This is a genomic window from Pseudoxanthomonas sp. UTMC 1351 (genome assembly GCF_040948865.1).
Classification (GTDB): Bacteria; Pseudomonadota; Gammaproteobacteria; order Xanthomonadales; family Xanthomonadaceae; genus Pseudoxanthomonas_A.
Window position 1 is genome coordinate 64,907 of the sequence record NZ_JAVGJT010000018.1, and the last position, 13,779, is coordinate 78,685.

Annotated in this window: 14 protein-coding genes and 1 pseudogene; 13 read left to right on the plus strand and 2 right to left on the minus strand. The window is 61.2% G+C overall.

The features are described 5' to 3' along the window. Window positions 1–13: 13 nt before the first annotated feature. Window positions 14–1,312, minus strand: coding sequence for an OprO/OprP family phosphate-selective porin (locus AB6O04_RS13290; protein ID WP_368564490.1), 1,299 nt, complete (start codon window positions 1,310–1,312; stop codon window positions 14–16). Window positions 1,313–1,866: 554 nt separating this feature from the next. Between AB6O04_RS13290 and pstS (AB6O04_RS13295) the strand changes: the two genes are divergently transcribed. The 13 genes and pseudogenes from pstS (AB6O04_RS13295) to AB6O04_RS13355 all read left to right on the plus strand — a co-directional run bounded on the left by pstS (AB6O04_RS13295) (window position 1,867) and on the right by AB6O04_RS13355 (window position 12,848). Further along, window positions 1,867–2,886: a phosphate ABC transporter substrate-binding protein PstS gene (gene pstS / locus AB6O04_RS13295; RefSeq protein WP_368564491.1), complete on the plus strand. Its 1,020-nt coding sequence runs from the start codon at window positions 1,867–1,869 to the stop codon at window positions 2,884–2,886. 365 nt (window positions 2,887–3,251) lie between these two features. Then, window positions 3,252–4,220, plus strand: a pseudogene (gene pstS, locus AB6O04_RS13300) (phosphate ABC transporter substrate-binding protein PstS); the annotation flags it as partial. A 192-nt stretch (window positions 4,221–4,412) separates the two neighbouring features. Further along, window positions 4,413–5,384 (plus strand): phosphate ABC transporter permease subunit PstC, encoded by a 972-nt coding sequence (gene pstC, locus AB6O04_RS13305; RefSeq protein WP_368564493.1) that lies wholly within the window; start codon window positions 4,413–4,415, stop codon window positions 5,382–5,384. After that, window positions 5,384–6,235, plus strand: coding sequence for a phosphate ABC transporter permease PstA (gene pstA / locus AB6O04_RS13310; RefSeq protein WP_368564494.1), 852 nt, complete (start codon window positions 5,384–5,386; stop codon window positions 6,233–6,235). Before pstC ends, pstA begins: the two co-directional genes overlap by 1 nt. A gap of 34 nt (window positions 6,236–6,269) precedes the next feature. Continuing rightward, a complete protein-coding gene (gene pstB / locus AB6O04_RS13315) occupies window positions 6,270–7,082 on the plus strand; it encodes a phosphate ABC transporter ATP-binding protein PstB (RefSeq protein WP_368564496.1) in 813 nt (270 codons plus the stop codon). A gap of 99 nt (window positions 7,083–7,181) precedes the next feature. Beyond that, complete coding sequence (phoU, locus tag AB6O04_RS13320) at window positions 7,182–7,892, plus strand: phosphate signaling complex protein PhoU (protein ID WP_368564497.1); 711 nt, start codon at window positions 7,182–7,184, stop codon at window positions 7,890–7,892. A 222-nt stretch (window positions 7,893–8,114) separates the two neighbouring features. Then, window positions 8,115–8,636 (plus strand): RNA polymerase sigma factor, encoded by a 522-nt coding sequence (locus AB6O04_RS13325; RefSeq protein WP_368564498.1) that lies wholly within the window; start codon window positions 8,115–8,117, stop codon window positions 8,634–8,636. A gap of 83 nt (window positions 8,637–8,719) precedes the next feature. Then, complete coding sequence (locus tag AB6O04_RS13330) at window positions 8,720–9,199, plus strand: hypothetical protein (RefSeq protein WP_368564499.1); 480 nt, start codon at window positions 8,720–8,722, stop codon at window positions 9,197–9,199. A 5-nt stretch (window positions 9,200–9,204) separates the two neighbouring features. Further along, window positions 9,205–10,056 (plus strand): DUF692 domain-containing protein, encoded by an 852-nt coding sequence (locus AB6O04_RS13335; protein WP_368564500.1) that lies wholly within the window; start codon window positions 9,205–9,207, stop codon window positions 10,054–10,056. Next, window positions 10,049–10,804, plus strand: coding sequence for a DUF2063 domain-containing protein (locus tag AB6O04_RS13340; protein ID WP_368564501.1), 756 nt, complete (start codon window positions 10,049–10,051; stop codon window positions 10,802–10,804). Before AB6O04_RS13335 ends, AB6O04_RS13340 begins: the two co-directional genes overlap by 8 nt. A gap of 82 nt (window positions 10,805–10,886) precedes the next feature. Beyond that, the gene (locus tag AB6O04_RS13345; protein WP_368564502.1) at window positions 10,887–11,534 is read left to right on the plus strand and encodes a DoxX family protein; all 648 of its coding nucleotides are present in this window, start codon (window positions 10,887–10,889) and stop codon (window positions 11,532–11,534) included. 81 nt (window positions 11,535–11,615) lie between these two features. Then, window positions 11,616–12,245, plus strand: coding sequence for a ribonuclease T (rnt, locus tag AB6O04_RS13350; RefSeq protein WP_368564503.1), 630 nt, complete (start codon window positions 11,616–11,618; stop codon window positions 12,243–12,245). 81 nt (window positions 12,246–12,326) lie between these two features. Next, window positions 12,327–12,848: an O-acetyl-ADP-ribose deacetylase gene (locus AB6O04_RS13355; RefSeq protein WP_368564504.1), complete on the plus strand. Its 522-nt coding sequence runs from the start codon at window positions 12,327–12,329 to the stop codon at window positions 12,846–12,848. 130 nt (window positions 12,849–12,978) lie between these two features. On the opposite strand, the gene rlmB is transcribed toward AB6O04_RS13355, so the two are convergent. Beyond that, window positions 12,979–13,722 carry a 23S rRNA (guanosine(2251)-2'-O)-methyltransferase RlmB gene (gene rlmB, locus AB6O04_RS13360; RefSeq protein WP_368564505.1) on the minus strand — a complete coding sequence of 248 codons (744 nt, stop codon included), beginning with the start codon at window positions 13,720–13,722 and terminating at the stop codon, window positions 12,979–12,981. Window positions 13,723–13,779 lie beyond the last annotated feature (57 nt).

Below are 13,779 nucleotides of genomic sequence, written 5' to 3' on the forward strand. Positions count from 1 at the left end.
TAAGCGTAAGCGATCAGAAGCTCAGCTGTGTGCGAAGCGCGTACTGGCCGGTCTCGTCGCCGGTGAAGTCGTTTTCGCCACGGGTGTAGTTGAACATGAAACGTACGTTGGAATTGACGTAGTAGTTCAAACCCAGCGTCGCGGCAGTCGCCTTCATATCGGCGATTTCCTTGTTCTCAATAGTGTCGTAGCGCGCGGTCAATTCCCAAGCACCGCCGTCACCCAGCTTCGGGCTTCCGAACACGCCGGTAGCCGACTTGTAAGGCTTGTGCTGACCGGTCAGCATCCAGCTGCCCATCACGTAGAACGTTTCCACGTCCTGGTCCCCGCCGATCGGACGGCCGTACTTGGCACGCGCGAACTCAGACTGGAAATAGGCTGGGCCAAACGCACCCGCGAATTCCAGGCCTACCGTATCGATGGAGTCGCCGCTGGCACCGGTGGTCGTGGCGAGTGTCTGCGAGGGACCGCGACGTCCGGCATAGTTCGCTACCGCCGTCATGTTGGCCGAACCCTTGTTGGCGTTCTCGGTGCTGGCGGAAACGCCGAAGTGCAGCGTGCTGTCGTCGTTGTTGATCGGCGCATAGGTGAAGCGAGCCGAAGCGCCAGTACCTTCATTGCGCGAACCGGAAGCACCGCGCAGATTGAATGCGGCTGCGCCGAACGTGTAGTTGTTGCCAGCGGTCAGGTAGCCCACGCCCTGCTGGAACTGACGGCCGTTATAGATGCCGGTGGCCGAGGCGAACGGACGTTCCATCATGGTGATTTCGTTGGAGCTGGTCAGCTCTTCCATCGAACGGTACGGCTTGAAGTGGCCGATGGTGAACTTGCCGCCCAGTGCGCTTTTGGCGATGTACATATCGCGCATGCCATCCAGGTTGCTGCCGCCGGCGAAATCCTGCTCCATCTTGTATTCCCAGCCCAACGCCTTGCCCGCCAGCGTCAAGCGGGCACGACGGAACTCGGTGGTGCCGGTGACGTCGGCCAAATCGCGGTCGAAGGCGTAGGTGTCGAAATGGATGCGGCCGCCAACGGAGGCTTCGAATTTCTTGTCGGCCGAGGTGATCTTGATACCGCCCTTGGTTTCCACCTTCGGCATGCTGGTGGTCATCTTGTCCAGGCTTTCCTGGGTGCCGACGTTGATGTCGGATTGCGCATCGGTACGCTCTTCCAGTTCGACCACTTTGGCCTGCAACGCAGCCAGCTGCGCCTTAAGTTCTGCGAGTTCCGCATCGCGGTTTTGCGCCGTGGCGGTGAAGCTGGTGCTGCCCATGGCGACGGCAAGCGCGGCGGCCAGGATGGAATAACGCATGATGGAACTCTCCAATAGGTGGATACGTGGTTAACGCGGGACTTTGGAGGCGCTTTCTTCGTAGAAAACCATTAAGCGCTTGTCAAAGATGCGCTAAGGATGAGGACGAAATTTGACAGCCACATGTGAGTTTCATGACGGCAATGTGACAATCCCACTGCGGTATCCGACACGGACGCCCTGCGCAAGTGTGAAGCTCTGAGATTTCAGGCTTCTTACTGATCGAGATTCTTATTGGTAGGAATTTGCCGTCGCCCTCGCCTGGATGCGCCATTCGACTTCCAGACAGCAGGGGCCATGAGACGCGAGAAAGGATGCGAGAGAGAAGCTCCTAACGCTCCACGCCCTGCACAACTCCGCTGTAGAGCAGGAAAGAAACCACTAAACAAAGGCCGGGCGCCTGAATAGCGGTGCGCCTTCGCGCAGGAACCGCTCGCGCCCCGTCATCTGGAAGTCGTCTGACCGACACACAAACGTCACATAAACGTCGTGCAATGCACACCAACGGGCATTCCGTGCCGTTGTTATTCCTATTCCTCTGAGGAGCAGCCACCTTGTTCAAATCACTCAAGTCCCGCGTTGCGGTGCTGACGTTCGCCGCTACGCTCTCGACCGGCGTGATCGCCGCCGACATCACCGGCGCAGGCGCCACGTTTATCTACCCACTGCTGTCCAAGTGGTCGGCCGACTACAACAGTGCCACCGGCAACAAGATCAACTACCAGTCGATCGGCTCGGGCGGCGGCATTGCGCAGATCAAGGCCGGCACGGTCGATTTCGGCTCGTCCGATGCTCCGATGAAGCCAGAAGAGCTGGCCAAGTTCGGCCTGGGCCAGTTCCCCTCCGCCATCGGCGGCGTGGTGCCGGTGGTCAACATCGCCGGAGTACCGGCCGGCGCCATGAAGTTCGACGGCCCGCTGATGGCCGACATCTTCCTGGGCAAGATCAAGATGTGGAACGATCCGCGCATCACCGAACTCAACGGCGGCGTGCAGTTGCCGGCCATGAAGATCACGGTGGTCCATCGTTCCGACGGCTCGGGCACCACCTTCAACTGGGTCAACTACCTGTCCAAGGTCAGCCCGGAATGGAAGAGCAAAGTGGGCGAAGGCACCTCGGTCAGCTGGCCGGCCGGCGTCGGCGGCAAGGGCAACGAAGGCGTCGCCGCTTACGTCAAGCAGATCAAGGGCGGCATTGGCTATGTCGAACTGTCCTATGCGCTGCAGAACAAAATGTCGTATGCCCGCATGAAGAACGCCGCCGGCAACTTCGTACTGCCCAGCGATGAAACCTTCCAGGCCGCGGCCGCCAGCGCCGACTGGGGCAAGAGCAAGGACTTCTACCTGATCATGACCAATGCCCCGGGCGAGAACTCCTGGCCGGTCGCCGCCACCAACTTCATCATCATGTACAAGAAGCCGAAGAACGTCGAGCGCGCCAAGGCCGCCAAGGAGTTCTTCCGCTGGGCCTACGCCAATGGCGACGCCCAGGCCAAGTCGCTGGATTATGTGCCGCTGCCGGATCCGTTGGTGGCACAGATCGAAACTTATTGGAAGCAGAACTACCAGTACTGATCCAATCGTTTGATCCAACCGGATCCTGTCCGCTTCTCTCCCTCCCATGGCGGGCGGGGTCCACTTCTCCGCTGTACCTTGTAAGCGGACCCTCACGGGTCCGCTTTTTTTTTGGCCGACTAGCATTGGCGCATCAATGTCTCATTACGTCGCAACCAACCATGAGACATGATGTCATCACGCTGTAACAAAAACATCATTTCATAGGGATACCCCGCCTTATTCCTATGGGAATCGCCATGTCAGCCGCCAGACCGGTTCATATTGCACTGCTCGCCTTCGCCGCCACCGCCTTCGTGGCAGGCTGCAAACCTTCCACGGATGCTCCGCTGCCAGGCAAGGACTCGAATGCTGCTACGGCTCCGGCCGCTGGCGAGCGCATTACCGCCGAGATCACCGGCGCGGGCGCGACGTTCATTTACCCGCTGCTGTCGCGCTGGTCGGCCGACTACAACAAGAGCACCGGCGCCAAGATCAACTACCAATCGATCGGTTCCGGCGGCGGCATTGCCCAGATCAAGGCCGGGACGGTCGATTTCGGTTCGTCCGACAAACCCCTGACGCCGGAAGAACTCGCCGAAGCTGGCCTGGGCCAGTTCCCCTCCGCCATCGGCGGCGTGGTGCCGGTGGTCAATCTGGAAGGCGTCGAACCCGGCAAGCTGCGCCTGACGGGTCCGCTGGTCGCCGACATTTTCCTGGGCAAGGTTGCCAAGTGGAACGACCCCGCCATCGCCGCGACCAACCCTGGCGTGACGTTGCCCGACAGCAAGATCACTGTCGTGCACCGCTCCGACGGCTCGGGTACCACGTTCAACTTCGTCAACTACCTGGCCAAGATCAGCCCGGAGTGGAAGACCAAGGTCGGCGAAGGCACCTCGGTCAACTGGCCCACCGGCGTGGGCGGCAAGGGTAACGAGGGCGTCGCGGCGTACGTGAAGCAGATCAAGGGATCGGTAGGCTACGTCGAGCTGGCGTACGCCACCCAGAACGGCATGTCCTACACCAGCATGCAGAACGCGGCCGGCAGTTGGGTGCAGCCCAGCGCCGAGAGCTTCCAGGCGGCCGCGGCCACTGCGGATTGGACCAACGCCAAGGATTTCAGCCTGATCATCACCAATGCTGGCGGCGCCGATGCCTGGCCGATCGCTGCGACCAACTTCATCCTGATGTACAAGCAGCCGAAGGATGCCAAGCGTTCGAAAGATGCGCTGAACTTCTTCAAGTGGGCGCTGGAGAACGGCCAGGCCCAGGCCAACGAACTGCATTTCGTGCCGTTGCCCAAGCCACTGGTCGATCAAGTCGAAGCCTACTGGGCTTCTGAATTCAAACTGTAATCGCCCTGAAATGAAGCGCCGGCGATGATGATCGCCGGCGCTTGGAACCTGTTCAAAGTCTGTCGCTAGCGCCGCCATGTGGCGCGTGGCGGAGCGCATCAAGACTTTGAACAGGTTCTTATGCATTCCTCGGCCCAACGCGCGGCGTCGCATAGGGTCGGCTTCTCTCACGAATCGGTCATTGGCCCTGCGATGAATGCTGCAACACTTCCGGTAGCAAAAATCTCCGACCGCGATACCAAAGACACCCGTGCCGACAACGGCTTCCGCTGGCTGGTCACCGGTGCCGGCCTGCTGGTGCTGCTATCGCTAGCCGCCGCCGCGTTTTCCATGCTGTGGGGCGGCCGCGCCGCTTTCGAAAAATTCGGCCTGGAATTCCTGTGGCGCGATGCCTGGGACCCGGTACTGCAGGATTTTGGCGCGTTGGTGCCGATCTACGGCACGTTGGTCACCGCTTTCATTGCGATGCTGATCGCCGTGCCGATCAGCTTCGGCATCGCGATGTTCCTCACCGAGATTTCGCCCAAGTGGCTGCGCGGCCCGATTGGCGCTGCGATTGAACTGCTGGCGGGCATCCCCTCGATCATCTACGGCATGTGGGGCCTGTTTATCCTGGTTCCGTTCCTGGCCGAACATGTCTATCCGTGGATGGACGAAAACATGGGCCAGCTACCGCTCGTCGGCATGTTCTTCTCCGGTCCGCCGTTGGGCCTGGGTATGGGAACCGCTGGCCTGGTGCTGGCCATCATGGTCATTCCCTTCATCTCCTCGGTGATGCGCGAGGTCTTCCTGACCGTACCGGGGCGACTCAAGGAATCCGCTTACGCGCTGGGCTCCACGCGCTGGGAAGTGGTCTGGGATGTCGTGCTGCCTTACACCCGCTCGGCAGTGATCGGCGGCATCTTCCTGGGCCTGGGCCGCGCCCTGGGCGAAACCATGGCGGTGACCTTCGTGCTGGGCAATGCGCACAGCCTGACGACATCGCTGCTGGAACCGGGCAACTCAATTGCCGCCACCATCGCCAACGAATTTGCCGAGGCTGATTCGCCGATGTATCTGTCCTCGCTGATCGCGCTGGGCTTTGTGTTGTTCCTGGTGACCTTCGTGGTCCTGGCGATCGCGCGCCTGATGCTGCGCCAACTTTCCAAGCGGGAGGGCAACTGATGAGCGCCTCGCTCTACGGCGTCCGCCGTGCAAAGAACATCGCAGCCCAAGTGTTGGCCATCCTGGCCACCATCTTCGGCTTGTTCTGGCTGGTCTGGATCATGTGGACCACCCTCAGCAAAGGCCTGGGTTCGTTGAACCTGGCGCTATTCACTCAGATGACGCCGCCACCCGGCGACAGCGGCGGCATGCTCAACGCGTTCTTCGGCAGCATCGTGATGAGCTTGCTCGGCATTGCCATTGGCGCCCCTGTCGGGGTGCTGGCCGGTACCTTCCTGGCCGAATACTCGCAAAAGAGCTGGATCGGCGAAGCAGTACGTTTCGTCAACGACATCCTGTTGTCGGCACCTTCCATTGTGCTGGGCTTGTTCGTCTACACACTGGTGGTGGCGCAGATGGGCCACTTCTCCGCATTGGCCGGCGCCATCGCCCTCGCCTTCATCGTGTTGCCGGTGGTGGTGCGCACCACGGATGAAATGCTTCGCCTGGTGCCTTCGCAGATGCGCGAGGCCGCGCTGTCGCTGGGCGTGCCGCAGTGGAAGGTGATCGTGCAGGTGCTGTATCGCTCCTCGCTGCCCGGCATCGTCACCGGCATCCTGCTGGCGTTGGCGCGCATCAGCGGCGAAACCGCACCGTTGCTGTTCACCGCCCTGAACAACCAGTACTGGACCACGGATGTATTCTCGCCCATGGCCAATGTGCCGGTGGTGATCTTCCAATACGCCATGAGCCCGTACGAGAACTGGCACACGCTGGCCTGGGCCGGTGCTTTCATCCTGACCATGTTCGTGCTGGTCGTCAGCCTGCTCGCCCGCGCCATCGTCCTGCGGAACAAGATCACTCATGAATGACCTCACCCACCCCATCGCAGCCCGGACCCCGGCCATGAACGACGCACGCCTGAATCTCGCGACAACCGAGCGCATCCAGTCGGCCGAAAAGGCCCCGGTCAAGCTCGCCGCACGCGACCTGAACTTCTACTACGGCGACTACCAAGCGCTGAAGGACATCAATCTTGAGATTCCGGAGAAGCGTGTTACCGCGCTGATCGGTCCCTCCGGCTGCGGCAAGTCCACGCTGCTGCGCATCTTCAACCGCATCTACGCGCTATACCCGAAGTTGGAAGCGCGCGGACAGGTGCTGCTGGATGGCCAGAACATCCTGGATCCGAAGTATCCGATGAACCGCCTGCGCAGCAAGGTCGGCATGGTGTTCCAGAAGCCGGTGCCGTTTCCGATGACCATCTTTGAAAACGTCGCCTACGGCATCCGCCACCACGAGCGGCTGTCCAAGGCCGACATGGAAGTGCGCGTCGAGCAGGCGCTGCGCCAGGCAGCGCTGTGGGACGAGGCCAAGGACAAACTGAAGCAAAGCGCATTGGGCCTGTCCGGCGGCCAGCAGCAGCGCCTGTGCATCGCACGCGCCATCGCGCTGCGTCCAGACGTGATCCTGTTGGACGAACCCACCTCGGCGCTGGATCCCATTTCGACCAGCAAGATCGAAAACCTGATCGAAGACCTGAAGAACGACTACACCATCGCCATCGTCACCCACAACATGCAGCAGGCCGCGCGCGTTTCCGACTACACCGCCTTCATGTATCTGGGCGAGCTGATCGAACACGACGCGACGTCCACCATCTTCTCCAAGCCCAGCAAGCAACAGACCGAGGATTACATCACCGGTCGCTTCGGGTGAAGCCGGAAATCGGGAATGGAGAATGGGGAATCGAACCCTCGCTCCTTCCCGACACCGCCTTCCATTCCCTATTCTCCATTCACCATTTCCGGCATTCCTATGAGCACCCACCCGCACGACCACATCGTTAAGAGCTACGACGAAGAGCAGCGCCGGCTGGCGGGCGAAATCGTGCGAATGGGCGAAACCGCTGTCGCGCAGTTGGAAGCGGCCCTTGACGTGGTGGAGCGACGCGACGACCGCGCCGCGCAGCGCATCATCGCCAACGATGAAGCCATCGACGGCATGGAGCGCACGATCAGCCACGACGTCATGCAGCTGGCCCTGCGTGGCCCCTTGGCGCGCGACCTACGCGAAATACTGGCCGCACTTCGTATCCCGGCGGACATCGAACGTATCGGCGATTACGCAGCGAATGTGGCCAAGCGCTCCATCGCGCTGAATGTCTCGCCGCCCATGCCGCAGATCCTGGGCCTGCGGGCACTGGGAAAACTGGCGGCACGCCAGGTCCGCGATGTGCTCTTCGCCTATCAGAACGGCGACGCCGCCCACGCCTTGCAGGTGCGCGAACGCGACGCGGAACTCGATGCCCATTACACCGGGCTGTTCCGCGAGCTGCTGACCTACATGATGGAAGATCCGCGCAATATCACCCCCTGCACGCACCTGCTGTTCATGGCCAAGAATCTGGAGCGCATCGGCGACCACGCGACCAACATCGCCGAAAATGTCTGGTTCCTGGTTCATGGCGACCAGCCGCTGCCGCCGCGCGACAAGCGGGACGAAACCAGCACGACCGGCGCGGTCTGACCAACGCGATCTGACTAACGCGATCCAACCACGAAGCTCTGGTCTCAACGATCTGATCACGAACGTTGATCAGATGATCTCGCCGGGCGATCCGATCAGCGTTTCAGCATGAATACGGCTTAACCGGAAACGGCGGCGGCGAATCCTTTCGCCCCTGCCCCCTCTCTTTGGTACTGGCAGGCACAGCGCAGACGCGCCATGCTCTTTTACCAGGAGAGGGGAATGAATACCGCATCACATACCGCTACCGACGATATTCTTGCGGCGCGCGATGGCGACATTGCTGCACTGCAGCGCGTCCTGACCTCCTCTCGCCAGAACCTGCGCCGCTATGCGGAATATCACTGCGTCGTCAACGATGCAGAAGATGCCGTCCAGGAATGCATGATGCTGGTCTCCCGCCGCATCGGCGACCTGCGGGTGGCGGAATCCTTCACCTCCTGGATGTTCCGCATCGTCAAACGCGAGTGCAATCGGCTCAAGCGCGGAATGCGTTTGCTGACCGGCGACGCCATTACCGAAGACATCCTGCCACTGGGCCATTTCGAGCCTGTCGAACTTCGCCATGACGTGGCGGCGGCATTGGAGTCGCTGCCAATCCACTACCGCGAAATCATTCTGCTGCGCGACCTGGAAGGATTGACTATCCAGGAGATCGCCCAGCGCCTGGACCTGACCCCGGAAGCCACAAAATCGCGGCTGCACCGCGCCCGAGTGCTGGCACGCGAATACCTCGAATCTTGAGCGAACGATTTACTACCCACCGCCGGATTACACTGGCGCCACACCCCGTGCGGACGAACCGCACATTCCATGGAGAACCGCAAATGTCCAAGTCACACCACAAACCCGTCGCTTTCGCCTTGCTTGCAGGCGGCATCGCTCTAGCCGGTTCCGCTTTCGCCATGCAGCCGATGGCGCAGGGATACCTGCTGTCGGCTTCTGCCGCGGATGAGAAAGCAACGGATGCAAGCGGCACGGATAAGAAAGCCGAAGGCGGCTGCGGTGCCAGCAAGTCGGCCGAAGGAAAGTGCGGCGAAGGCAAGTGCGGAATCGCCAAGGCAGATACCGACAAGGACGGCAAGGTATCCCGTGCTGAGTTCGATGCCAAGCATGCTGGCAAGGGCGAGAAGTTCACCGGCATGGACACCAACAAGGATGGCTTCATCGATGCCGCCGAAGCCAAGGCCCATCACGAAGGCAAGTGCGGTGAAGGCAAATGCGGCGCCGACAAGAAAGCAGCGGCGGGCGGCAAGGCCGCGGCCGAAGGCAAGTGCGGCGAAGGCAAGTGTGGCGGCAGCATTTAAGTAAAATGTCCGGCTCTCTGGCCAATGCCAGTGCCGGCCTCGGTCTGCGGCGCGCCCTGTTGGGCGCGCTGCAGGACGCGGCTACAGATGCGTTCGATTTTCTGGAGTGCGCACCGGAGAACTGGATCGGTGTCGGCGGCAAGTACGGCCACGCGCTGACCGAACTAACGGCACGTTACCCGCTCACCTGCCACGGTTTGTCGTTGTCGCTAGGCGGCGTGGAACCATTGGACGAAACCTTTCTGGCCCGCGTCCGCCGCTTCCTTGACCAGCACCATGTCGAGGTCTACAGCGAACACCTGAGCTACTGCACCGACGACGGCCATCTCTACGATCTGATGCCGATCCCCTTTACCGACGAAGCCGTACACCACGTCGCCGCGCGCATCCGCCGCGTGCAGGACATACTGGGCCGGCGCATCGCGGTGGAGAACGTCTCCTACTATGCCGCGCCCTACCAAGCAATGGACGAAGTGGATTTCGTCAACGCCGTATTGGACGAGGCCGACTGCGATCTGCTGCTTGACGTCAACAACGTCTACGTCAACGCCATCAACCATGGCTACGACGCACGCGCGTTCCTCGCACGCATGCCCACTCGCCGCATCGCTTCCTACCATATCGCCGGCCACTACGATGAAGCCGACGATCTAAAAGTCGACACCCACGGTGCATCGGTCAAATCCGACGTATGGTCGCTGCTGGAACATGCCTATCACCTGCATGGCGTGCATCCGACGCTGCTGGAACGGGACTTCAACTTCCCGCCAATGACAGAACTACTTGGGGAAGTCGAACGCATCCGTACGTTGCAAGCCGTGGCGCGATCGGACGCCAATCGTTCGGCTCATGGCTGACACCTTGCGCCAGCAACAGTTCGTACTATCGCGCTATCTGCGCGATCCGACAGCGAACCCACCACCCCCGAACATCGAAGAGCGGCGGTTGACGATTTACCGCGAGCTTTTCTTCAACAATATCGCCGGCCTGCTGGCAGGCAATTTTCCGGTCATCCATACCACGCTTGGCGAATCCGCCTGGCTGCAACTGGTGCGTGCGTTCTATGCGCAGCATAGAAGCCGTACGCCGTTGTTTCCGGAAATTCCGCGCGAATTCATTCGTTTCCTGGAAGCACGCGCCGAAGATGACAGTGACGATCCACCCTGGCTGCCAGAACTGGCGCATTACGAATGGGTGGAACTGGCGCTGCAGCTGGCCGACGACCAAGCGCCTGAGCACGACGCCCAGGGCGATCTGCTGGCCGGCGTTCCCGTCGTCTCGCCCACCGCATGGGCTTTGGCGTATCGCTGGCCGGTGCCGCACATCGGCCCCGATCATCAACCCACCACGGCGCCGGAATCACCCACGTTGCTGCTGGTACGTCGCGATGCGAAGCAGCAAGTCCGCTTTGCCGAACTATCGCCGCTGGTCTATCGCCTGTTGATCCTGCTTGGCGAAGACGCTGCCTGCACCGGCCTGCAGGTCTTGCAGCGCTTGTGCGAAGAAGCCGGCATTGCGGCCGACGACGATTTCATCGCACAAGGTGCGGCGATGCTCGAACGCATGCGCGAGGAAGGCACGCTGCTGGGCACACTCTCGCCGTAGCTGCAACTCACGCGAATCCTTTTGCCCGCGACCTGCCTCTTTATTGGCAACGCAGTTTGCCTGCATCAATATCGAGCGTGCGATGAATTTCAAGAATCATCTTTGGCCAAAGTGCCGCAGCCAGTTGGAAGGCATCGGCCGTTGGTTGGCGCCGCTCGGATTGCGACTGATACTGGCTTGGGAATTCTATGAGGCCGGCAGGGAAAAGCTGCGTGGCGAGAACTGGTTTCCCAGCATCATGGATGCGTTCCCGTTTCCATTCGACCGCATTCCCGCTGGTTTCAGCTGGACATTGGCGACCTGGTTCGAACTGATCGGCGGGATCGCATTGCTGCTTGGCTTAGGCACGCGGTTCTTCGCTGCCTCGCTGTTCGTGCTGACTGTCGTTGCCACCGCCGCCGTGCATTGGCCCCAGGACTGGATGGGGCTGTCCGAACTGGCGAAGGGGTACGCGATCACCAACCAGGGCGGCGGCAACTACAAACTACCGCTGATCTACCTGACGATGCTGCTGCCGCTGATCTTCCACGGCGCCGGAAAGCTCAGCGTGGATGCGCTGTTCTCGTGCCGCGGCAACGCCTTGCTGCCGTCCGCCGATAGGTTCGGCTGGGGTGTTTTCCTGGTGGCTTTCGGGCTGCCGCTATCCATGCTGCTGCCGCTACCGGGCCTGGCAGCCGTCGCTACCGGGTTGATGTTATCGACGCTGGCCATGCGGCGGCGCATTGCGTGAGCACTGTCGCGGCCGGCACGCGCCCGGTCGCGAGCATCGTTGGAACGTCCCGGCTGCTCTCGCTCTGCTACGCTTGTCGGCATGACCGACCCCAGCGTACCGCCTATCTCGACGCCGATGGCCCGCCGTTTTCGCGGCTATCTGCCTGTCGTGGTGGACGTGGAAACCGGTGGCTTCGACTGGAACCGGCATGCGCTGCTGGAAATTGCCGCTGTGCCGATCGATCTTGATGAGAACGGCCTGCTGATCTTGGGCGAAACCTGCAGCGCACACCTGCACCCCGCACCGGGTACCGAGATTGATCCGAAGTCATTGGAAGTGACGGGCATACAGCTGGATCATCCCTTCCGCTTCGCCAAGCAGGAGCGTGAGGCGTTGGATCATGTGTTCGCGCCTATCCGAGTCGCACTCAAGAAGCACGGTTGCCAACGCGCCATCCTGGTGGGACATAACGCCCATTTCGATCTGAACTTCCTGAACGCCGCCGTCGCACGCGTCGGCCACAAGCGCAACCCTTTTCATCCCTTCAGCGTGTTCGATACCGTCACCCTCGCTGGCGTCGCCTATGGCCAGACAGTCTTGGCGCGCGCCATTCAAGCCGCCGGTTTCGAATGGAACGCCGAAGATGCGCATGCGGCGGTTTATGACGCCGAGCAGACGGCGCGATTATTTTGCAAGATCGCCAACGCGTGGCCGGCACCGAATCCTTAAACATCGCCGTCGGCAAAATCTCTGTAGGAGCGGCGTCCCGCCGCGAGCTTTTTTGGCTTTACCGCAAACCCGCAAACGCCGATGAACACCCGACTGAGCGCCATACACGCCGACATCACCACCCTGCGCGTGGACGCCATCGTCAACGCCGCCAACTCATCGCTACTGGGCGGAGGCGGTGTCGATGGTGCAATCCACCGCGCGGCGGGACCAGAACTCTTGGCCGAATGCAGGCTACTCGGCGGCTGCAAAACGGGCGACGCCAAGATCACCCGCGGTTATCGCCTGCCGGCGCGACATGTCATCCACACGGTCGGCCCGGTCTGGCGTGGCGGCGATCAGGGCGAACCGGAATTGTTGGCTTCGTGCTACCGGCGAAGTATCGAAGTAGCGGCGCAGCATGGACTGCGCTCGCTGGCCTTCCCTGCCATCAGCACCGGTGTCTATGGTTATCCGATTGACAGCGCCACTCGCGTAGCGGTTGCGGCTACTCGGTCGGCAATACATGGCCACCCGAGTATTGAGGAAGTAATTTTCTGCTGCTTTTCTGGCCGCGACTTATCTATCTACGAACGATATCTCAGCGAAACCATATCCATATAGAGTCCCGTGGGTCAGCGTCGGCGTAGCCGCACGGAAGCTGTCCTTGTGGGAGCGACGTGAGTCGCGACCGGAAATATCAACGTCGCGACTCACGTCGCTCCCACAAGGACAGTACGACTTCGCCGCTGGGCTACTGCCGCTGCCGCACCGCTTCGAACAGGGTGACACCAGCAGCGACCGAGACATTGAGGCTTTCGATGTCGCCGGGCATTGGAATCTTGACCAAACCATCGCAGTGTTCGCGCGTCAGCCGGCGCAGTCCGTCGGCTTCGCCACCCAACACCAGCGCCACGTTGCCGCGCAGGTCAATGGAGTACAGCGAAGCGTCGGCTTCGCCCGCCAAGCCATATATCCACACACCCAGCTGCTGCAGATCGCGCAGGCAACGCGAAAGATTGGTCACCGACACCACGGGAATCCGGTCCGCCGCGCCCGCCGAAGTCTTGCGAACAGTCGCATTGAGCGTGGCCGATTTATCCTTGGGAATCACAACGGCCGTCACGCCCGCCGCGGCGGCGCTGCGCAAACAGGCGCCCAAGTTATGCGGGTCCTGCACACCGTCGAGCACCAGCAGCAGCGCCTTGCCTTCGGCAGCCTCCACCAATCCTTGCAGTTCGTTCTCGTCCCACGTCTTGGCGGCGGCGTAGCGAGCGGCCACGCCCTGGTGGCGCACCGAACCACCGACACCGTCCAAGGCCTGGCCGGTAACCCGGCGCACCTCGATACCTTTGCGGCGGGCGTTCTCTTCGATTTCGGTCAGGCGCGCATTCTTGCTGCCGCCTTCCACCAGGACTTCACGCACGTTCTCGGCATCGTTCTCGATGGCGGAGGCCACTGCGTTGACGCCGACGATCCATTGGCTTTGTTTGCTCATTAGGGAACTTGTAAAAATAGATGAATGATTGTTGTAGGAGCGGCCTCCCGGCCGCGA